At 55.9% G+C, this 20,681-nt stretch carries 18 protein-coding genes; 3 read left to right on the top strand and 15 right to left on the bottom strand.

Features of this window, described 5'->3' with window-relative positions:
* From ACIONG_RS01725 to ACIONG_RS01705, 5 genes are all read right to left on the bottom strand, one after another.
* Positions 1-1,272 carry an MFS transporter gene (locus ACIONG_RS01725; RefSeq protein WP_315445443.1) on the bottom strand — a complete coding sequence of 424 codons (1,272 nt, stop codon included), beginning with the start codon at positions 1,270-1,272 and terminating at the stop codon, positions 1-3.
* Positions 1,273-1,404: 132 nt separating this feature from the next.
* Positions 1,405-2,454, bottom strand: a complete 1,050-nt coding sequence (locus ACIONG_RS01720; RefSeq protein WP_103302000.1) for a type III polyketide synthase — start codon at positions 2,452-2,454, stop codon at positions 1,405-1,407.
* 193 nt (positions 2,455-2,647) lie between these two features.
* Positions 2,648-3,088 carry a Zn-ribbon domain-containing OB-fold protein gene (locus ACIONG_RS01715; protein ID WP_103301999.1) on the bottom strand — a complete coding sequence of 147 codons (441 nt, stop codon included), beginning with the start codon at positions 3,086-3,088 and terminating at the stop codon, positions 2,648-2,650.
* Between the two features lie 11 nt (positions 3,089-3,099).
* The gene (locus ACIONG_RS01710; protein ID WP_213028704.1) at positions 3,100-4,296 is read right to left on the bottom strand and encodes a thiolase family protein; all 1,197 of its coding nucleotides are present in this window, start codon (positions 4,294-4,296) and stop codon (positions 3,100-3,102) included.
* Positions 4,297-4,325: 29 nt separating this feature from the next.
* On the bottom strand, positions 4,326-5,414 hold the full coding sequence (locus ACIONG_RS01705) for a hydroxymethylglutaryl-CoA synthase (protein WP_103301997.1): 1,089 nt from the start codon (positions 5,412-5,414) through the stop codon (positions 4,326-4,328).
* A gap of 447 nt (positions 5,415-5,861) precedes the next feature.
* Between ACIONG_RS01705 and ACIONG_RS01700 the strand changes: the two genes are divergently transcribed.
* Positions 5,862-6,458 (top strand): TetR/AcrR family transcriptional regulator, encoded by a 597-nt coding sequence (locus ACIONG_RS01700; protein WP_103302446.1) that lies wholly within the window; start codon positions 5,862-5,864, stop codon positions 6,456-6,458.
* A gap of 61 nt (positions 6,459-6,519) precedes the next feature.
* Here the strand turns inward: ACIONG_RS01700 and ACIONG_RS01695 are convergent, their stop codons facing one another.
* Positions 6,520-7,398, bottom strand: coding sequence for a DAPG hydrolase family protein (locus tag ACIONG_RS01695; protein WP_401296249.1), 879 nt, complete (start codon positions 7,396-7,398; stop codon positions 6,520-6,522).
* A 148-nt stretch (positions 7,399-7,546) separates the two neighbouring features.
* Between ACIONG_RS01695 and ACIONG_RS01690 the strand changes: the two genes are divergently transcribed.
* Positions 7,547-8,203: a TetR/AcrR family transcriptional regulator gene (locus tag ACIONG_RS01690; RefSeq protein ID WP_401296247.1), complete on the top strand. Its 657-nt coding sequence runs from the start codon at positions 7,547-7,549 to the stop codon at positions 8,201-8,203.
* A gap of 9 nt (positions 8,204-8,212) precedes the next feature.
* Here the strand turns inward: ACIONG_RS01690 and ACIONG_RS01685 are convergent, their stop codons facing one another.
* From ACIONG_RS01685 to hemA, 9 genes are all read right to left on the bottom strand, one after another.
* Positions 8,213-8,635: a hypothetical protein gene (locus tag ACIONG_RS01685; protein ID WP_401296245.1), complete on the bottom strand. Its 423-nt coding sequence runs from the start codon at positions 8,633-8,635 to the stop codon at positions 8,213-8,215.
* A gap of 27 nt (positions 8,636-8,662) precedes the next feature.
* Positions 8,663-9,613, bottom strand: coding sequence for a hypothetical protein (locus tag ACIONG_RS01680; RefSeq protein ID WP_213028702.1), 951 nt, complete (start codon positions 9,611-9,613; stop codon positions 8,663-8,665).
* Between the two features lie 42 nt (positions 9,614-9,655).
* The gene (locus ACIONG_RS01675) at positions 9,656-10,840 is read right to left on the bottom strand and encodes an amidohydrolase family protein (RefSeq protein WP_213028701.1); all 1,185 of its coding nucleotides are present in this window, start codon (positions 10,838-10,840) and stop codon (positions 9,656-9,658) included.
* Positions 10,841-10,861: 21 nt separating this feature from the next.
* The gene (locus ACIONG_RS01670) at positions 10,862-11,734 is read right to left on the bottom strand and encodes a TauD/TfdA family dioxygenase (RefSeq protein ID WP_401296242.1); all 873 of its coding nucleotides are present in this window, start codon (positions 11,732-11,734) and stop codon (positions 10,862-10,864) included.
* 300 nt (positions 11,735-12,034) lie between these two features.
* Complete coding sequence (locus ACIONG_RS01665; protein ID WP_213028699.1) at positions 12,035-13,237, bottom strand: MFS transporter; 1,203 nt, start codon at positions 13,235-13,237, stop codon at positions 12,035-12,037.
* Positions 13,238-13,289: 52 nt separating this feature from the next.
* Positions 13,290-15,140, bottom strand: coding sequence for an asparagine synthase (glutamine-hydrolyzing) (gene asnB, locus ACIONG_RS01660; RefSeq protein ID WP_401296240.1), 1,851 nt, complete (start codon positions 15,138-15,140; stop codon positions 13,290-13,292).
* 23 nt (positions 15,141-15,163) lie between these two features.
* Positions 15,164-16,231: a Gfo/Idh/MocA family oxidoreductase gene (locus tag ACIONG_RS01655; RefSeq protein WP_213028697.1), complete on the bottom strand. Its 1,068-nt coding sequence runs from the start codon at positions 16,229-16,231 to the stop codon at positions 15,164-15,166.
* Positions 16,228-16,734 carry a GNAT family N-acetyltransferase gene (locus ACIONG_RS01650; RefSeq protein WP_249412143.1) on the bottom strand — a complete coding sequence of 169 codons (507 nt, stop codon included), beginning with the start codon at positions 16,732-16,734 and terminating at the stop codon, positions 16,228-16,230. Before ACIONG_RS01650 ends, ACIONG_RS01655 begins: the two co-directional genes overlap by 4 nt.
* Positions 16,731-17,963 carry a 5-aminolevulinate synthase gene (hemA, locus tag ACIONG_RS01645; RefSeq protein WP_103301987.1) on the bottom strand — a complete coding sequence of 411 codons (1,233 nt, stop codon included), beginning with the start codon at positions 17,961-17,963 and terminating at the stop codon, positions 16,731-16,733. Before hemA ends, ACIONG_RS01650 begins: the two co-directional genes overlap by 4 nt.
* A gap of 144 nt (positions 17,964-18,107) precedes the next feature.
* Between hemA and ACIONG_RS01640 the strand changes: the two genes are divergently transcribed.
* Positions 18,108-18,980, top strand: a complete 873-nt coding sequence (locus ACIONG_RS01640; protein WP_401296237.1) for a helix-turn-helix transcriptional regulator — start codon at positions 18,108-18,110, stop codon at positions 18,978-18,980.
* Positions 18,981-20,681 lie beyond the last annotated feature (1,701 nt).

Below are 20,681 nucleotides of genomic sequence, written 5' to 3'. Positions count from 1 at the left end.
CTAATCCTTGAGGGGTAGGCTGATCGGCAACGCGTTCGCGGCTGACAGGGCAGGGAGGGGTTGCAGATTGTCGCGCAGACCCAGCGACAACAGCAGGCCGCCGATGCTCCCGGCCAGTGCGACATACAAAATCGATGGCAGGCCGAAATGCATCGCGGCGTAACCGGCGACGGCGGGTGACACGCCACCGCCAAGGATCTCGCCGAACCCGACGACAATGCCGGTGGCAGTGGGAAGCAGTGCAGGTGGCACCGACTCGCTGGTCAACGGCCCGACGGTCATGCAGATCAGGCTGAAGTTGAAGAAAGACAAAAGGAACAGCAGCAGAAATAACAACCCGGTAATGGCCGGGCTGATGATTAACAGCCCCACCAACGTTGCGCTGGTCATGAAGGAAACAATGACCACCGGTTTGCGTCCCAGTCGGTCCGACATTGCCGGAATGATCAACTGACCGATAAAACCGCCAACACCAAGGGCGGATATCACGACGGCCATCGACAGCGTTTCAAGGTGCATGTAGTCCGTGAGGTAACTGGGCAACATGGCACACAGGACGAACTGGCAAGTAAGAATGCAAAACATGATCAGGATGTTCAGGCTGACATTGCCGCTTTTGAAGGCACTCAACCAGTTCGCCCAACCCCTGCCTGATGCGGGTTGCTGATGTGCCGGCAAGGGCGCGGGTCTATAGATTTTCCACAAATAGCCGGCCAGCAGTAGACCGGGCAACGAGATAATCGCGAAAACCATACGCCACGAGTCGAATAGTTCCAACAGACTGGCAGCCAGCAATGGCCCCAGGCACAGTCCGAGAATCGGGAATAACGCCTGTTGGAAACCCAGATTCTGTCCGCGGCGCTGCGGATGCGAAACCTCATCGGTGACGATGATACTGGTCGGTGTGAACGCGCCTTCGCAGAGCCCCATCAGCCCGCGGATAACGACCAGCCCGAAAAGTCCCCCGGCCAGAGCCGACATCCCCGAGAGCAGCGACAGCACTGCAATTGACAGGACCAGCGCGTTCTTGCGACCCAATCGATCAATCACGTAACCCGCGCCCAGGGCTGAAAAGCCCCAGGCGAAGGCCAGTGCTGCCGACAGCATGCCGAGGTCCTGATAATCCAGCTGCAAGTCACGCATGATCACGGGAAACAGCGGCAGAATGATAAAGCGATCAAGCCCGACGAGGCCGAAACTCAGTGACAGCAGCAAAACCATCCGTTGTTCATAGTGCCGCTTGGGCGGCGCAGCGAGATTGTCTCTGATCATCGTTCATCCTCCATGTGAAACCATTAATCAGGTGCAATGAAGGGTTTGCGAAAGAGGCCGTGAAACCTTGGCGTCCTACAGACCGCCAAGGTTTCTTGCAGACTCAAACGTAGCCCCGGCAAAACGTGGGAATCAGGCTACCCATTCACCCACGGCCATTTCGGCGGTGAAGCCTGGGCCGAAAGCTGCCAGCATGCCGACATCGCCGGAGTTAAGACCCGACTCAAACTGTCGCTTGAGCACGTCGAAAACCACAACGCTGGCAATGTTGCCGGCTTCGGCGAGGCTGTTGCGCGACTGCGAAACCCGGTTCGAGGCAAGGTCCAGTTGCAGGACCAATTCGTCAAGAATCTTGCGGCCGCCAGTGTGGAAGATGAAGAAGTCGTTCTGCGCACAGTTCTGTTCAAGAGTGTCGTAGTTGAGTTTCTCCATAATCGGCGCGACATCTTTAATAGAGTTCATGACGGCTTTGTCCAGGGTAAAGTGGAAACCGGTGTCCTTTACATCGTATTTGATGTAGTGCTCGCTCTTCGGCAGGAAGAAAGAGTTGGTGGAACGGATTTTGAACCCTGACGCCTGATCATCAGCGCGCAATACGCAGGCAGAAACAGCATCGCCAAAAAGTGCAGCGGAAATGAACGCGTGCAACTTGGTATCGTCAGGCTGATAACACAGCGACGAGAACTCCAGCGAGACAATCAACACATGATTACGCGAATCCAGTTTGGCGAAGTCATTGGCCCGGTTAATTGCTGCGGCACCGGCGACGCAACCGAGCTGAGCGATCGGCAGCTGCACGGTGGAAGTCGGCAGGTCCAGATCGTTGATCAGATGTGCGGTGAGCGATGGCATCATGAAGCCGGTGCACGAGGTGACCACCACCATACGGATGTCATTGGTCGTTAAGCCAGCGTTTTCAATGGCTTGGCGGGCAGCGGCGGAAGACATCAGGCGGGCTTCACGCTCATAGACGATGCTGCGGTGAGTGAAGCCGGTGTGCACCGCCAGCTCGTCGATCGGCAGGATCAAATGCCGCTCGTTGACTTCGGTATTCTGGATCATACGCTTGGCCAGGGCCATGCGCGGATGGTCGGCGTGCAGGCTCTCCAGATGTTCAATCATCTGTTGTTGAGTGATCTTGTTTTTCGGGAACATTACGTGCGGGAGACAAAGAGTCGACATGATGAGTCCTCGGCCATATAAAGCCAATAAATAGTTTTGGGATAATTCCCGATTTAAAATAACGGCAGTTTGCTATTCCCGGAGGAACAAGGATTAAAAGCTTTTGGCGAGTAAGTTCTTTTTATAAGTAGCGCAATTCTTGTTTTGATATTCAAACGGTCGAGCGTCAGAAACTAACGCTCGACGGTTTTATTTATACGTCCAATACAAACTTGTAGGCGTATTGCCAGGCCAGATTGCTTTCGCGCACATGTTTGCGTACGACCATGCGCACCGGCGCGCCGGTTTTCAGTTGTTCCGGATGAGTGACGTCAACGATTTCCGAAGCGATCACCAAGCCATCGTCCAGACGAACCATCGCCATGCAGCGAGGCACTGTTTCGCCGTAGCCCATGGCGGCAAGGATCGGATTCTCGGCGTGAGCCATGACTTCGATCTTGCCGCTGCGGGCGCAGCGGTACGGTTTTACGTTGAGCGAATTGCAGGCGCCGCAAACAGTACGACGTGGGAAAAAGATTTCCTTGCAGTCTTCGCATTGACTACCTTCCAGACGATATTTGCCGCCGTGTTCTCGCCATTCGCGAAGCATGCTGGCAGTGGTCATCCGATGAATCTGTTCGGGGTACATAGACATGGTCCGGCTCCTTAGTCGTTGGAAAGAACGATCACTGAGTTGTGGGCGGCATAACCTCCCAGGTTTTGCGACACGCCGATGCGCGCGCCCTTGACCTGGTTGTCGGATTCACCGCGCAACTGACGGAACAGTTCGGTGATGTGCAGAATGCCGTCACAACCGGACGCGTGACCGCGCCCGATGTTGCCGCCGTCGGTGTTCAATGGCAGCGGACCGTCAATGCCGATGCCGCCTTCCAGGACAAAATCACCGGCCTGACCCTGCTTGCAGACCCCCATGGATTCCATCTGGATCAGACCCGCGCCGAGCAAGTCGTAGACCTGCGCGACATCGATATCCTTCGCGGTGATTCCGGCCTTTTTATAGGCGATTTCAGCGCAAGCGATGGAGTTGGCCGACACCGCCATGCCGACATTTTTTGGCAGGCCCGGGTGATGCAGGGTCGGGTTGTGAAAACGCGTGCCGAAGTAATGGGAAACGCCCGTATAGGCACATCCGCGAACGAATACTGGTTTGTCCGTGTATTTGTGAGCCAGGTGTTCGGCGACCAGAATCGCGCAACCGCTCGCTTCACCCCAAGCCAGCATCGAGCCAAAGGCTTCGCTGTTTTTCAGGGTATCGATAGATGGAATCGGATGGCCGAAGCGCGTGGCATTCGGGGTGTTGTGCGCATAAATACGCATCTGCCGGCCAAAGGTCGCCAACACATCAGCTTCACGCCCGGCATAACCGAACTTTTCAAAGTATTCCGCCGTCGCCAGGGCAAAAGCATCGGTGTGGGAAATACCCAGGAAGTAGTCGTACTCACATTCGGTACTGGAACCGATGTATTCGGCATAGTTGAAGTGGTCGGTCATCTTCTCGAAGCCGCCGACCAGAACAATATCGTATTCCCCGGAGGCAATCATTTGATGGCCCATCTGGAACGACACGGAACTGCTGGTGCAGTTGGCGGTGCTCATGAACGTCGGCGCCGGGCTTATGCCCAAAGTGTCGGAGATGGTCGGGCCGAGACCGCCATATTCCGAAATGCCCTCGCCGTGATAACCGTAGGCCACACCCTGGATTTCCCGAGGATGCATCCTGGCGTCTTTGATAGCTTTATAAGCCGACTCGACGATCATTTCCTTGAACGTCTGCCGGACCCTGGAACTTCCCGGTTTCGGCGTATAGGCGGCCGAAACGATTGCAACACGACGTGCGCACATGTACATGCTCCTTGCGTAGACAGGCGAAATCAGAGGTAGGCGGTGAGGGCGTAGTCAGCTCGCAAATACTTGAACTCGTATTTGATGGACGTGCCGTAATCTACGTACAGCTTGTTTTCGAGCGATTCGCGCAGTGGACTGTTGCGCTTTTGGTAGGCCTCGATGGCAGGGGTGACCGTCAAAGCGATTGCGTCGCTGCCGGCACCGAAACCGTAAGACACCAGCAGGATTTTTTGACCGGGACGCGCCTGGTCGAGCACGTTAATCAAACCGAGGAGCGGGCTGGCAGCACCGGTGTCACCAACGCTGCTCGCATAGATGCCGGGCTCAACCTGTTTAGGATTGAATCCCAGATGCTTGGCGAGGGAGTAGGGCGTGGACACCAGATTCTGCTGGAACACGACGTAATCGTAGTCCTGCGGGCAGGTGCGCAATTTGGCCATTAAGCCTTCCGCCGCCCGGCGAGTCTGGTCTTCCAGACCGATGCTGTTTTTGTCCGAGCCAAGCCCCATCCCGGAGCGAATATAACGATCGCCTTGCGGGCGAATGTTGTCGGCGACATCAGCTGCACAAGAGAAATTGCCATCGAATTCTGCGATGACATTCTCCGTGCCCACCAATAATGCTGCCGCACCGGCACCCGCATAGGATTCGGTCAGATCACCTGGGGCGGTGTTGCGATTGATAGTGTCGGCGCCGATTGCAAGGGCGCTGCCGGTCATGCCGGAAGCGACCAGTGCCTGGCAAATCTGCAGCGCAGACGTGCCGGATTTGCCCGCGAACTGGACGTCGGCGCAATAGGCGTCATAGCCGGAACCGAGCATTTCGAGGATGACAGAGGCCGAGGCGCGGGAGTCATAGGGGTTGGTGCAAGTGCCCAGATACAAAGCCTCGACGCTACTGCCGGGGGCCATATCCAGTGCACGCTGGGCGGCCAATACACCGAGAGTGATCACATCTTCATCAGGTTGAAGAACGGCTCTTTCGACCACCCCCAACTGGTTTTGCACGAGATGCAGATCGGTGTTCTTCCAGACGTTGATCACTTCTTCGACTTTCAAGCGACAAACGGGAACGCCAGTGCCATAGCTCACTATTCCTGCTTTTTTCACGTTCATTTTCCTTTTGATTCCATTCGCTGTCAGAAAACAAGGGTGTCGCGTCGCCGTATATCGTGAAACATACGGAAAACTATCTTTAAAGCCCCCGATATCGGAGTTTTGTCGTTTAGCCAGCAAAATCAGCCGCTTGGAGTTTCCGGACGGTTACTCAAAAAAGGGCGCTGATACTGCCACTTTGCCTCTCTCGCTGCTATGATACGGTACGTATCGTTTCAGAATTAAATCTGCAGACTCGATAGCGCAAGAGGACGCTTACTTGCTCACACATCATGCTCAAGGAGTCGGAAACCCCTAAAGTAACCAAAAAAGCCCGAAGCGAACTGATTGGAGTCAATGTTCAGCTTGTTTACTCCACTCGAAACGAAACGGACCGTTTCGTTGCGATTTTCGGAAATCCTATACCTTGCATTGTATTTGTCAAGCACCCTGCCTGGAGAATTTACTGTGGCTCGTACACCCTCTCGCAGCTCCATCGGATCCCTACGGAATCCCCACACGCACAAGGCGATCATCAGTTCGACGATTGAGATCCTCAAGGAATGCGGTTATTCGGGACTCAGTATTGAGTCGGTTGCCCGACGGGCGGGAGCGAGTAAACCGACGATTTATCGTTGGTGGAGCAACAAGGCTGCATTGATCGCAGAAGTCTACGAGAACGAAAGTGAGCAGGTCAGAAAGCATCCTGATCTCGGCTCATTAAAAGCGGATCTCGACTTTTTGCTACACAATCTCTGGAAAGTCTGGCGTGAAACGATTTGCGGAGAAGCATTTCGCTGCGTCATCGCCGAGGCTCAGTTGGACCCTGTGACATTGGTTCAGTTGAAGAACCAATTCATGGAGCGCAGAAGGGAAATGCCGAAGAAATTGGTGGAAAATGCCATCAGCCGTGGTGAGTTACCGAAGGACACCAATCGAGAACTTTTGCTGGATATGATCTTTGGATTTTGCTGGTACCGGTTGCTGACCGAGCAGTTGGAGATGGAGAAAGATATCGAGGAATTTACGACTCTTTTACTGAACGGTATCAGTTCGAAGGGATAATTCTGGTTTTCGAGATGTTCCCCTTAGCCTTGTCGCTGGGGGGAACATTTTTTTTGCGGGGTCAGGCAGCGCCGAACTCTCGATACAGTTCTGGCAGAAAACTGGCCAGATGGTTGAATTCGCACAGGTCATGAACGGCGAATTCATAGGCGAGGGTTTCCAGTTCCGCTTCGCCGAAACCGTTAGCCTCCATCAGTGCGGCAGCCTTTTCGGCACCAGGAAAACGCGACATCGACGGATGACTGCCGACCCAGTAGCGGCTGGTGAGATAGAGGCCTTCCGGAGTTTCTTTGAATAGGTGCACCATCAGCGACACCGGCACCTCGGGTTGTTCCGCCAGGCTCATCAACGCGCTGACGCTTCCGTCGATTTTCGCTTCGCGGTACAGATCGGCACGCAAGCCCAGTTTTTCCGGGTCCTGGAAGTGGATATGCAGGTGCATCAGTCGATCGCCGACATATTCCGATGCGCAGAAGGTGTTGCCGTACAAGCGCTGTTCGAAACTCAGGGACGTCTGCTTGAGGCGTTCGTGGTTGACGCAGGGATTGCTGACATGGGCATAAGGAAACCACAGGGTATAGCGTTCGGCTTCCAGCGGGTGCCACATGAACCACCATTTCAGCATCGCTGCGGTCGAGCGCGGGAAAAACTTGCGGCTCTGGACATACGCCATTGGCCCGGGCAGCAGGGCGTATCCCGATTCCTCGCTGACGAAGTCTGCCTCCAGCAACCGATTGATGTCCTCGATGCTCGGCGTCAGGGCCTGTTCCAGCGGCAGTGGTCCTTGCTGGATCTTGCACACGGCGGAAAGGGGGACATTCATCTGCGCAGAGAAATACTTGGCGTAGGGTTTGTCCTTGATCGCCTCGCGATTGCGCAGGAATTGCTTCTGCATCGGCAGAGAGAAGTAGGTGAACGGGGTCATTACGCGCGCATCCATTGCGATGTTTTCCTTTGGCTAAATGGCCTTGGACCTGACAACATTCGTCGCCAATATCCATGCCTATCGAGGTATGTAGGTGATTTGAAGCTAAGCTTCATAAAAATAAAAGTCAAATTTGAATTTGAGTTAATAGGAGTTCATGCTCGTGTACGGTCCGAATCAGGCAGCCTCTCTACGTGCTCAGCGACAAGATGGCCGGGTAACCCGCCAGCATATTCTGGAGACAGCAGGGCAGTTGTTTGCCGATCTGGGGTATGCCAACACCACCAGCAAACAGGTCTGCGAGAACTCCAACTCGAACGTGGCGTCGGTCAATTATCACTTCGAGAACAAGGAGGGCCTGTACCGTGCCGTGCTGCTCGAAGCCCATGAACGCCTGCTCAGCATCGATATATTGTTCAGCTTGAGCCAGAGCCCTGCCTCTCCTGAGGACAAATTGCGTTTGATCATCACCGTCCTGATCGAGCGTGTGCGCAATCATCGAGATGCCTGGGCGCTCAAGGTGTTGAGCCGGGAATTGCTGTCGCCTTCGAGTCTGCTGCCCTCGGTGCTGGAGCAGCAGGCCTATCCGAAAGCGAAGGTCTTTCGCGGCATTCTGGGGCAGATCCTGGGCATGCCGGACGATCACCCGACCACGCTGCACTGTGCGCTGGGCGTATTTGCGCCTTGTCTTTTCCTGCTATTGGCCCACGAAGCGTTGAGCGAGAACGTGCTGCCGGGTCTGAAAATGGAACCCGCCGTGCTGATCGAACACATGATGACTTACGCGCTCGCGGGCCTCAAAGCCGTGTCGGCGCAATAGCGAACGCGATCAGCTATACCCATCGATAACGCCCGCGTCACGGCGCGGGTCAGGTTTGATCAGCGCCGCGTCAAGCAAGCGAATGCGCGGTTCCGAGTGATACGCGCCCGCGTCGTTGAACCGCAGAAATGCGCGCGAGCACTGGGTGCAGCCCCAGACGCTGGCAATGTTGTAGGGGAAAAACTTGAAGCAGATGGGCGCATCTTCAGACCAGAAGTGCGTTCCGTGCGGGTGGTATTCATCGAGCGTCTGCTCGTCTTCCGGATCGTCCGTCACATGGCCAATGAGCCGCAACAACGTGCCCGACGCCAGTGCGGCGGGCAAACTCTCCCAGCCCCGCGACAGCCCCCGGATACACGAACAGGTTTTGGTTTCCGTGGATGAGTGCACGGCGAGCTGCTGAAGGTTTTCCGGTGTGAGTGTCATTGTCATCAGGTTCCAGACGGTTAGCGCTCGGGTTCAGCTTGGGGTGACAGCGGGCTTTTTCAAAAAGCTTGCGATTCTTGGCAATGCAAATTGCAGTATTTTCGGCATGGTGTGAATAGGCAATTGGCAGCAGGCGAAATACAACGCCATGGTCGGGGACAGGCTGACGCCAAGCGCCGACCACAAGAGCCCGACATTTCTGTTGCCACCGTTCAATCCCATGGTGAATTTCGCGATCAGCGTTCCGGGGTACAAGCTGCCCAAGAGCAGTTGCATGGCGAAATTCACGCCGTAGGCCAGCGCGATCATCGAAAGGGCCAGTGACGGTTCATTCAAGATGATCTGCTGCATGCCGGCCATTGTTCCGATCGCAAACAGAAACAGCGCCATCACCACGACGCCGTCGATCGCCAGGCCATGGTGAGCGACGAAACCGTGGGAAAACCGTCGTATCAGGATCGCCACGCCCTCGGCCCCGCCGATCAATATGGCCAGCCTGATCGCCAGATCAGCAGGATCGATGGACAGGGACAGGCCGTCTGCGAACAGGTGGAGGATGAGCGGGGCGGTGATCGGAATAATGGCCATCGAGCACAGCGCAGTGACCAGCGACATCGACGGATCCAGCCCGAGCATTCTGGCGACGGCGGCATTGCCGCTGGCCGGCGGTGCGGCAACGGCAATGGCAATGGCCAGCGACAGTTCCTGATTGCCACTGAGATACAGCGCCGCCATGCCGAACACGTACGGACACGCCACTACCATCAGCGCTGGAAATATCAGCGATATCTTCAGGTTTTTTGCTGCTTTGATCACTTCAGCGTTGTTGATGCGCAGCAGCGTACCCAACACAAAGATAAACACCATGACCGGCAGTAGCGGTCTCGCCAGATCTGCCAGATAAGGGATTGCCAATCCGATTGCGCACCCGGAAGCAAGGACCGTGGGGCCTCTGCGGGTAATTTCGGCAAGGATTCGATGCATGCAGGGGGTCTCAAGAATGCGTCCCGTGAGGGGACGCTTCTCTTAGGCGTTGTGGGTAATGACCGGTGACACGGACGGTGGTGGCGAGTTTTTCGACTGCTGCACGACCAGGCGCCCATCAATCAGAATCGCGGTGATGCTCGGCAGGTCGCCGCTGCTGAAACTGCCCAGTACGCTGGGTTCGGCGCCGCCGAGGGGGCCGCAGGCAACCAGAATGTCGGCCTCTCTGCCGACGCTGAGAACGCCGCGGTTGAGCTTCCTGACCTTGGCGGTATTACCGGTGGCAAAGCACACAGCCTTTTCCGGCGGCACGTCGCCAAAACTGCTGAGCAGGGCAATGGCGCGGAGCATGCCAAGCGCAGGGACACCGCAGCCGGCGGGCGAATCGGTGCCGATCACGATGCGATCGAGCTGGTTCAGTTCACGCGCATAGTTGAGGGTGGTCACCGCAGCGAATTCATTGCCGTTGTGGACGATTTCCAAAGCGCCGAGACAGCCCTCACACAGGCACCGGATCTGCCGGGGAGCGAGTGCGGTGTAACCGCCGTTGATGTGGCCAATGATGTCGGGGGCAATTTCCAGGATCTCCTCGGCGCCCATGCTCTGCGAGGCGGAAATCGACGGGCCGCCGGTATGGGTAATCGAGGTCATGCCGTGTTTGCGCGCCATCTTCACCAGCTCGGCGGCGCGACTGACGGATTTGACCGGGCCAATGCCGACTTCACCCAGTTGGTTGATGCCTTGGGCGGCCATTTCAGCGAAGTCCTGATCGGAAAACTCATCATTGAGCAGGGGCGCGCCGGCCTCCATTTTTATTCCGGAAGGACGCGCGCTGGAGAACGAACGTTGTGCGGCAATCGCCATTGCCATCATGCCGACTCTGTCCGTCGGCAAGCCCGGAACATGCACCTCGCCGGCGGAAATCATCGTCGTGACGCCGCCCTGCAACGAATGCCAGATCCAGTTGTGGTTGCCGGAGCGCGGGCTGTATTCACCGAGCGTCGGGTGCGTGTGGTTGTCGATCAGCCCCGGCATGACCGTGGTCCGCTTCGCGTCGATCAGCAGGTCTGCTTCCGAGAAATCGACGTCTGCGGCGCGACCGATGAAAGTGATGACGCCGTCAACGCTGACAAGGGTGTCGGCATCTATAAGGGGGCGTTCGAGGTCGCCGGTCAGGAAAGTGCCAATGTTATGGATAATCGAGGTGTAACTGTTTGCGGCCAACATTTGATTTACCTTTTGAAGTCATCAGGCAACGGGCGAAAAGATGCGTGCGCCGTCTTTTTTGAATGAACGGAAGTTCCACAGGTTATTGGTCAGAAACAGCCGTTGAACCCAGCGCCAAGCATATCCATTGGCATCGAAACCGGGAGTGAACTTGTCGCGGGAATGAAGTGTGAAACGATTGTTGACGTAAACGAGACGTCCCGGCTGTATGTCTGTGCCGTGGGCAACTTGTTTAAGAGCGTCATAAAACTTCGCATAGGCTTTTTTCGCTGCGTCATCCACAGGAATAACCATGTCCGGATAAAACGCTGCGGTGACACGAGGAAGCGTTATCGGCCCGGACAGTATGGGAAACAGCCGGGTTTCACTGGATTGTTCGTCGGTATTTCTCCAGCGGTAAGGCTGGCGAATGATGAAGTGCTTGCCATATAGCAGCTTTATTTCACTGTCAGTCAGCGCCTTCAGTGCTTCGCGGGCATCAGCGACCCAGGTTTTCGGACCTTCCGTGTGCGGATCGGACCGCACGCCCAGCAGCAACAGCGCCAAGGGCGAGGTGTCACCCCGCGAATCATAGGTCTGAAAGGCGTTTTCGGTGTGCAAGTCCAACTCGACTTCCGAGCCGTTACCGGTGTATTCCGTGGCCGCTTCAGGGTGGGGCACCAGGTCGTTGACCAGTTTTGGCCCTTCGTGACCAATGGAATAAGGCTCCGCAATCAAACTGCCGAACGCCACCAGAACGTTTTCCGACACATAACCGTTTTTGAACCCCAGGCTGTCCGCATCATGTTGCGGACTACCGAATGTTTCATCGACCGGCAAGTTTTCAAATACACAAAAAGAGGCGTCATCGCTTTTCAATGACTCGAGTTTTTCCAGTAAACGCTCGGAGAACACTCGATACGCTGTTGTGCGGATCGTCTGTATGTAATTGCGTCCACCCGTAGGCTCATAACATATATCGACGAATGCATTACGTATTGCCTCGTGTTCGGCAGACGTCAGCCGAAAGACGTGGGCATCCCTACATGACGCTTCCATGAATTCACCACCGCGATTGAGTGTTGTGTTAGTTGTTGTGTTTTAGTTAGGCAGATAGAGACGACAGTGGCGGCGTGTTGAAATTATTCTTCGCGACCACGGCATCAGGTGCCGAGGGCTCGGCACCTGACTTCGCACACAAGTCATGCAAAAGGGTTATTGCGCAGAAACCCTTGGCGCACCGTTGACCGCGTGGGTTCTTCTGTTGCGCAGATGCACCAGTTGCAACAGCGCGGCGACAACGGATACCGCACCTGCACTGATTGCCAATGTCCAGCCCGGCATTTGCAGCAGCAATATGAAGCCACCGGCGGCGGCGCCCATGGCGCTGCCCAGATACAGCGCCGACTCGTTGAGCGCCACGGCCAGATTGCCGTCGCCTTTATGATCACGCGCGGCGATCAACTCGTTGTTTTGCGGCACTTGCAGCGCCCAGCCGACGGCGCCCCAGACGGCGATCGGAATCATCGCCAGCCACGGTGTCACGGCTGCGGCAGCCGGCAGCGCAAGCAACGAGACGCTGAGGATGACCAGAATCAGGAACGTGAGCATCGGTCCCTTGATGCGATCCACCAGCGGCCCGACGAGGAAACTGCCCGCCACACCACCCAGCCCCCAGACCCACAGATACGGCGTGATGTTGTTGACACCGCCATAGGCCGGGTCCGCCATCAACGGCACCATGAAGGTGTACATGCCGAGACTCGCGACCGCCGCCAGCAGCGAAACCAGGAGAATGGTCATCACGTTACGGTCGCCCAGCAGGGCCAGTTTGCGGCTGATCGGCATCGCCGGTCCGGCAGAGATCGCCGGCAGTTTGATCAGCAGGCCCAGCCAGGAAATCAGGCCGAGGAAAGCCACCAGCCACAGGGCCATCTGCCAACCGAATTGCTCGGCGAGCAGCAGACTGACAGGCACCCCAAGTACCGTGCCGCTGGCCATGCCGCCCATGATCACGGCAATCGCCTTGCCTCTCAGTTCCGGAGCTGAAACCGCCGCCGATGCGGCGATGCCGGTGGCCAGATAGACGCCGGCGCCTATGCCTGCAACGGCTCGACACACCAACAGGGCGACAAAATCGTCGACCAGGGCACTGGCGACGTTGGCTGCAACGAACAACGCCAATGCGACCAACAAACCAAATCGTTGGCGCTGTGCAGGCAACATCGCCACGAAGACTGGCGAACCAATGCCGTAAGCAAGGGTGAACGCCGTGACCAGTTGTGCTGCGACGGCGACCTGTACATCAAAGGCCTGTTCGATCATCGGGATCAGGCCTGCAGTGACGTAAGACGCCATCCCCAGCGCAAAAGCGCCGATCGCGATGAGGTAAACGGGGGCCGGTATTGTTTTGGACATAAGTTACTCCTTGTGCAAGGCAGGGGGCTGACTCCGCAGCCCCCGGGTGTGATCAGATCACCAGATTGACGTCGTACTCGGTGAGCCAGGCGTTGAGTCCAACCGCCAACTCCATGCCCATGCGATCGTACATAGGCGAGTTGTCGCCCAGATGACGGGCGAGGGTAGCGCCGACTTGCTCGTTGTCGAGCAGGGCTCGAACCGGCGCATTCGGATCAGCCATGATGGCGGCGAGGTCTGCGCGCAACACGGCTTCATAGGCTGGATCCTGGGTCGACGGGTATGGACTTTTCACCCGATCAGAAATCGAGGCCGGGAGCAGGTCGCGGGTCGCTGCGCGCAAAATGCTTTTCTCGCGGCCGTCGAACGCCTTGATTTCCCAAGGAATGTTGAAGGCGTACTCGACCAGGCGGTGATCACAGAACGGCACGCGGACTTCGAGGCCGACGGCCATGCTCATGCGATCCTTGCGGTCCAGCAGGGTTTGCACGAAACGTGTCAGGTTCACGTACGTCATCTCGCGCATCCGCCGATCCGTCGCGCTTTCACCCGGCAGCACCGGTACGTCACGCAGCGCTTGCTGATAGGAGTCTGCGACGAACTCGTTCATCGACAGTTTTTCCATCAGCCCTTTGGCGAACAGCGGTTTGCCGTCGAAATACTTGCCGGTTACCGACGTCAGCCAAGGGAAGGTGTCTGCTTGGATCGCATCCGGATCATGGAACCAGCGATAGCCACCGAAGACTTCGTCGGCGGACTCGCCGGACAGCGCAACGGTCGAGTGCCGACGGACTTCTTCGAAGAGGCGATAGAGCGAAGGCCACATGTCGCCCCAGAACGCCGGCGGCAAGTCGAGTGCCTGAATGATCTTGGTACGAAGCTCCGGGTCGGCCATGTCGCGGCTGTCGAGGAGGATCTCACCGTGAGTGGAGCGGATCTTCTGCACCAGGTCTTTGACGAAAGGCGCATCCGGTGTGCCGCGCACCGCATCGCTGGTGAAACCGCCGCCGTGATCGATGAAATCAAGCGAGAACGAGCGAATGTTTTCCTTGCCGGCCGCCAGCAGCTTTTTCGAGGCCAGTGCGGTGATGATGGAGGAGTCGAGGCCACCCGACAGCAGGCTGCACAAAGGCACGTCCGCGACGATCTGGCGGTCGACGATGTCTTCGAGCAAATCGCGGGTGTGCTTGATGGTTTGTTCGAGGCTGTCGGTGTGTTCTTTCGCCTCCAGTTTCCAGTAGCAATGACGTTTAAGGCCCTTGCGATTGATGGAAACAAACTCACCGGGCAGCACTTCTCGCATGCCTTCAAAGATCGCTTGGCCGGGGGTTTTGACCATTTCGAAAATTTCGCGCAGGCCGTCTGCACCGACATTGCGCGGCACCAGCGGATTGGCGAGCAGCGCCTTGGGCTCGGAGCCGAAAATCACCCCGTCTGCGGTCTCGAAGTAATACAGCGGTTTGACACCCATCCGGTCACGGATCAGATGCAGGGTTTGCGTGTGCATATCCCAGATTGCAAAGGCGTACATGCCGTTAAGGTGTTCGGTAAACGCCACGCCCCATTCAACGTATGCTCGCAACACGACTTCGGTGTCGCTCTGGGTTTCGAACTGATGCCCACGGCTGAGCAGTTCGTTACGCAATTCGCGGAAGTTGTACACCTCACCGCTGTAAGTGATGGCCGCTGCAACCGTGCCGGCGTTACGCGCAAGCATCGGTTGGCGACCGCCTTCCAGGTCGATGATAGACAGGCGACGATGGCCCAGGCCCACAGGGCCATCGATCCAGATGCCACCCGCGTCCGGCCCACGGTTGGCCATGGTCATGGTCATGCGTTCGAGCGTCGGTTGTTGGTGAATCAGGTCCTGGCCAAAAGAAAGCCATCCGGCAATACCACACATATTAAAACTCCTTGTTCAATTCTTTAGCCGAGACTTTCTAGGTCAGCGTCTTCTGGTATGAGGGTGCGCATGCCCGACTGGACATACTGGACCGCGCTGGCGGTCAATGACTGGGTGTCGATTTCATTGAGCAGCGTTTGCAGTTCTATCGTCGTCCCCAGGCCCGCGAAGGGTTGCAGGGGTTGCTCGCTGTCGGCGACAAAACGCAAGACATCCCGGCACAGACGGCTGAGTTTGAGGATCGTCGCGGTCGATGGGTCGGATGCGCTCTGATAGCTGCGTTGCTCGATCTCGACAATTGCCCCGCGCTCATCTCGCGTCCAGATGCGCAGGTGGTCGCTGTCCCAATCCGGTTCGTCGAACTCAAGCCTTGAGTGGATGATCTGCCCGGCTGGATCGGCGAATGTGAAATCCACCGTGCGTTGCCGGTGAATGTTCACAAAGCTCGCGTAGCCTGCCACTGCTGCACCGCCGAGGTCGGCGGTGAACATCACCGTGTCGAGTACATCGTTGCCGGAAATCGAGAAGTCCGACCTGACACCTATGGCATGTTGCAGTTTGAGCGGGGAGGGCGAAGGGCAGATCCAGCTGACGAGATCCAGCGCATGGATGACCTCACTGACCACACCGCAGGTCGGGCGGTAGTCGTTGATGCGGTCTTTGCCCCAATGAAAACTTGAGCGCAACAACTGCCAGTCATTACTTTCAGCCAGTTGCTTGAGGCGCGCAGTCGCTTCTGAATAGCGCTCAACCAGGTCCAGCGCAAAACCACTGACGTGACGCAAGCCTTTGCTGATGGTCAAGAGGTCGTCCCGGGAGGTCAGCATCGGCTTTTCACAGATGATGAAACCGGTGTAGCCGGCCAGATCGGTCAAGACTTCGGCATGGTTGATGTCGTTGGCACTGACCACGACGATCTCCGGCTGCAGTTCACGCAGTGCATCTTGAAGATTGGCGTAGTAGGGCAGACGGCTGTTCTTTTCTCGCCGCGAGCAATAGGAGAGCTTGACTTCGTAGTCTTGGCTCAATCGCTCAAATGCCCGCTGAAAGCGTTTGCCCGCATAGCCCAATCCGATAATCAGGATGTTCATGCGCATTGCTCCCGTGCCTGCCAGGCCCAGACGTATTCCGAGCTGCGGCGATAACCCATTCGCTGGTAAAGGGGTTCCGCTGCCGGGGTCGCCTGCAGCACGACCTTGCCGACTTGCATCGAGTCGAACCAGTTCATGAGTGACGCCATCAACATCCGCGAAAGTCCCTGAGAACGGAACGCCGGCAGCACGACCATCGATTGCACCCAGCCGCACAAACCATTGATGCAGTCAGGCCCGGGCGCTCGACGATCAACAAAACCGGTGACGCAGCCGACCACCTGGTCACCGTTGAGCGCGACCAGCAGACGGGTTGACGGCGAACTGCCGAGCACGTCGTGCAGCCAGGCTTTATAGGTCGCTCGCCAGAGTTTCTTTTCTTCGACGGAGGTGCAGGCATAGCTGGCCTCCGAGCCTTCAAGCAACAGCGCTCTGAGCTCAATGACCGCGTCGAAATGTTCGCTCGTTGCTTGGCGAACGACAATTGGCTCGCTACGGCTCACGCGACACCTCTGAGTTCGAAGCCGGGCGCCAGCGGAATATTGAAATGCAGGAATGTCTCTTGCAGCGCGGCAGCCAAATGTTCGATCTGCGCCTCAGAGTGATTCGGCGTCACGTTCACTCGAAAGCGTTCTGTACCGATCGGCACGGAAGGCGAATTGATCGGCTGCAAATACACGGAGTGCGAATACAGCAGACGTTCGGCAGCCGCCTTGCACAACGCGCCTTGACCGATCAGCACTGGCAGTACGTGCGTGGTCGAGCAGGGCATGACCGGGATACCGCGCATCTGCAATTGGTCGCGCAGGTAGCGGGTTTTGGCGTGCAGTGCCTCTCGCTCGGTGTTGCTGGCCTTGAGGTGTTCGACGCTCGCAATGCAACCCGCGACCACGGCGGGTGGCAGGGCCGTGGTGAATATGAAACCGGTACAGAGCGAGCGAATGGCATCGATCATCGTCCGGCTTGACGCTACGTAGCCACCGATGATGCCGATGGCTTTGGCCATGGTGCCCTGAATAATATCCAACTGGTCTTCGACACCCAGTTCAGCCGCCAATCCTGCGCCTCGAGGGCCATACATGCCGACCGCATGTACTTCATCCAGGTAGGTCAGTGCATTGTGCTTTTTCGCAACGGCTGCGATTTCGGCAATGGGCGCACGGTCGCCGTCCATTGAGTAGATCGATTCGAACACGACGATTTTCGGACGATCGAGCGGATACCGCGAAAGCAGCTCTTCCAGATGAGCGACGTCGTTGTGACGAAACACCTGACGTTCTGCGGTGACTGCGCGAATTCCGTTGACGATGGACGCGTGATTCAGTTCATCACTGAACACCACGCAGTCAGGGAGTTGCCGGAGCAGGCATTGAAGCGTGGCATCGTTTGAGCCAAAACCGGTCGGGAAAACCAGCGCAGCCTCTTTGCCATGCCAGTCGGCAATGCTCGCTTCAAGACGGCTGAAAAGATTATGCGTACCACCGATATTTCGCGATCCACCGGCACCGGCACCGTAGCTGTCAACGGCATGATGCATCGCCGCTCTGACATCCTGATGCTGGGACATGCCGAGATAATCGTTGCTGCACCAAACTACAACTTCGCTGTCATTATTGTCAGTGAGATGAGCCAGAGGATAACGGCCGCAAATCCTGTTAAGCGTTGTAAATTGCCGGTATTGGCCAGAGGTATGCAAGGCCTCGAGCTTATCCTGCAGCAGTGCTTGATACATTCTTTCTACTCCTTGGCATCAAATCCCGCGATAATCCTTCGCGGATGCAATTGGCCGCTTGTTTCCGGGCCGAGCGGATTCTTTAGCAACCTAATAGTTAGTACAATGGCTACTGTTTATAGTGTTACTAGGAGTAACTGGATAATGGAAAGGAATCTTGAGCGCACTCGACAGGACCTGGCTGAGTTTTTACGCAGCCGCCGAGAGCGCATATCTCTTGCAGAGGCAGGGTTACCCCCGACTGGCAGACGCCGTACACCCGGGCTGCGTCGAGAAGAAGTAGCGGCACTGGCGGGTGTCGGATTGTCTTGGTACACATGGCTCGAACAGGGACGCGATATTGGTGTGTCACCTGCCTTCCTGGACAATCTGTGCCGGGTCCTCAAGCTCGATGCGGTCGAGCGTCGCCATCTCTATCTGCTTTCACACCAGCGACCGCCGGCCGAGGAGGGCAAAACCTGGTGCGTCGTTCCCCAGATCGTTCATCGCCTGATGGCGGATCTGCCGTTGCGACCCGCTTATGTGCTGAACCTTCGCTGGGATGTCCTGGCCTGGAACCCCGCAGCTGACAAGATTTTCAAGTTCTCCGAGAAAACACCTGAGCAACGCAACTTTTTATCGATGTTGTTTACCGACGAGCGCACGAAATCTCTTTTCCAGCCTTGGGACGACCAGGCAATCCAGATGCTCTCCAGTTTTCGCCGGGATTATGTTCACGCCTCAAACGAAAGTGATGTTGCTTCACTGGTGCGTGAACTTGAGAGTGTCAGTGCGGAATTCAAAGGCTGGTGGTCTCGGCAGGATATTCATGGTCCCTGTCAGGGTATTCGGCACCTGACGATCGATTCATTTGGCGACGTCACTCTGGAACACACCACGCTGACAATCGATGTCGAACGGCATCTGCGCCTTGTGTACTACGCGCCAATGGAGCAAGGGGTCGCCCTGTTCAAGTTCGAGAAATGGCTGGAGGAGGGCGTTGTAGAAGTTCAGCACGACCAACTTGAGATCTCATAACTGTTAAGTTTTATTAGTATAAGCGCTCCTGCAAAAGTGCAAGCTTCATGTTTTTTATAATGCACTTTTGCGGGCACCTTTTTCTCAAGTTTAAGTTATAACTGCAGGAGGCAAATATTTAACTACACTAAATGCTCGTTTAGTTGAGTTGATTTATATTCCCCATATAAAAATTTTGAGGTGCCTCAGGTGGCCGGTAATACATAGACTATCCTCAATAGCACAAATCACTCGTCAGACATGACGTTCTGATGAGCCCCAACCCCACCTAAAAGGGTGCCAAGCTATGGATAAGCCTGTTGAAATTTTTCCCTTTGAGCTTGACGTTATATTGGTAGATAAGTCGGAAAAACTCCTATCGAGCCCCATGATTACTGTCGCTGTTGACCGTCAAGCGCAATTGATAATAGGGGTATGGATTTCGACTGAAAAATCCCGGAGTTCGAACAGCACAGCGGAGCTTTAAATTCCTAGGTTCACTGGGAGAATCAAGGGCTAACACGCAGGTTCAGTATTACTCTGTAAACTAGTTATTTGACTTGTTAACTACGGTCATTAACAAGTCAAAATTGTGGTTAACAACCATATCGGACGAGCATTGTACTGAGTTTTCGGCCAAACAGATTTTGGCGAGCCACCCAGGTATTTAGTGGCTGGAAAGCCCCACAGGCTTCAAGCGCAAGGCATGTACCGCTAAGCCTGCAGCATCTGCAAGTAAATCAACCTGCGTTTGTGGTTTCCACGTGTGGCAACCTTTGAAATCTGCGCACCAACTCCATGCTGAACGCCGCAGATTTCACACAGCGACGCGTTCCCGGGTGGATTCCTGGTGTCAGTAATGCCGTAAACGCACAAGCGCTGCCTAAAAAGACTCCTTAAATCAAATGAATAGGCAATTTCGCAAGCGGTGTGCGATCACGCCAAAGGGTGGTAATGTTTTTGGATTCGCTGTGCATGACGTAAAATCAGGCATTGCAGCGTCGGTAAAGGCCGTGCCAGAGCCTGTAGCGCTAGGATGCTCATTGATGGCGAGTAAAACCATGAACGTGAGGCGAAAGGCTGGATTCACGCGATTACTTCCCGTTTTTTCACACATTTACTTCTGAGAACTTTAAGGATTTCCGATCCCGGTATGAAAGCTGATGCGCATATGTGGCCCTCCTTTAAAAGTGGTCAAACGCTCAAGCCCTTGCAATCCGTGGCTTCCAGCGACTCTGACTTTTAGAAATGGTTGAAAGCTCGGGCGTATTAGCGGATTTGGCCATTTCTAAAGGAGAGCAATCTTAGCCCGTAAACACAGGGCGTGGCTGAGGTTCCCTTTGCATCCTGGTATTGATGATCTTGCCAACATGCTGATTTGTAGTGACTTTTTTTAAAAGTTGAAGCCCGCAAGGCCTAGAAGATTCGGCCAGTTTTAAAAGCCAGAAAGATCGCTTCCTGATCCCCCTATCAGGTCGTTGCTCAAAAGGGTGTTTGCTAGCATGGAGGATCGGGAGGAGGTCTCGAAATCAGGTAGGGACTATTCACTATTCTCAGCCACAACCTCGCAAGGCTGGATACCCACCCTGTGAACGCTGCTCAGCGCGTGGAGACCCCCCGCAATCCGTCAGTGAACCTCACAGTCATTGAAATTCAACCCTGGCTGGCTATGAGCGCTGGGAGGGGGCAACTGTCCTCCTTGCTATGCCATTGGATGTCGAA

This window comes from Pseudomonas sp. NPDC087817 (assembly GCF_044742875.1).
Classification (GTDB): domain Bacteria; phylum Pseudomonadota; class Gammaproteobacteria; order Pseudomonadales; family Pseudomonadaceae; genus Aquipseudomonas.
This window is presented reverse-complemented; position numbering and strand designations above follow the sequence as displayed.

Bases quoted from the DNA above. Each gene is read 5' to 3' on its own strand.
- ACIONG_RS01715 (WP_103301999.1), bottom strand. From the start codon at position 3,088: ATGTCTATGTACCCCGAACAGATTCATCGGATGACCACTGCCAGCATG.
- ACIONG_RS01705 (WP_103301997.1), bottom strand. From the start codon at position 5,414: ATGAACGTGAAAAAAGCAGGAATAGTGAGCTATGGCACTGGCGTTCCC.
- ACIONG_RS01655 (WP_213028697.1), bottom strand. From the start codon at position 16,231: ATGAACATCCTGATTATCGGATTGGGCTATGCGGGCAAACGCTTTCAG.
- asnB (WP_401296240.1), bottom strand. From the start codon at position 15,140: ATGTGTGGTATTGCCGGATGGCTTTCTTTTGGCCAGGACCTGATTCAC.
- ACIONG_RS01695 (WP_401296249.1), bottom strand. From the start codon at position 7,398: ATGGATGCGCGCGTAATGACCCCGTTCACCTACTTCTCTCTGCCGATG.
- ACIONG_RS01685 (WP_401296245.1), bottom strand. From the start codon at position 8,635: ATGACAATGACACTCACACCGGAAAACCTTCAGCAGCTCGCCGTGCAC.
- ACIONG_RS01680 (WP_213028702.1), bottom strand. From the start codon at position 9,613: ATGCATCGAATCCTTGCCGAAATTACCCGCAGAGGCCCCACGGTCCTT.
- ACIONG_RS01710 (WP_213028704.1), bottom strand. From the start codon at position 4,296: ATGTGCGCACGTCGTGTTGCAATCGTTTCGGCCGCCTATACGCCGAAA.
- ACIONG_RS01725 (WP_315445443.1), bottom strand. From the start codon at position 1,272: ATGATCAGAGACAATCTCGCTGCGCCGCCCAAGCGGCACTATGAACAA.
- ACIONG_RS01675 (WP_213028701.1), bottom strand. From the start codon at position 10,840: ATGTTGGCCGCAAACAGTTACACCTCGATTATCCATAACATTGGCACT.
- hemA (WP_103301987.1), bottom strand. From the start codon at position 17,963: ATGTATCAAGCACTGCTGCAGGATAAGCTCGAGGCCTTGCATACCTCT.
- ACIONG_RS01665 (WP_213028699.1), bottom strand. From the start codon at position 13,237: ATGTCCAAAACAATACCGGCCCCCGTTTACCTCATCGCGATCGGCGCT.
- ACIONG_RS01640 (WP_401296237.1), top strand. From the start codon at position 18,108: ATGGAAAGGAATCTTGAGCGCACTCGACAGGACCTGGCTGAGTTTTTA.
- ACIONG_RS01720 (WP_103302000.1), bottom strand. From the start codon at position 2,454: ATGTCGACTCTTTGTCTCCCGCACGTAATGTTCCCGAAAAACAAGATC.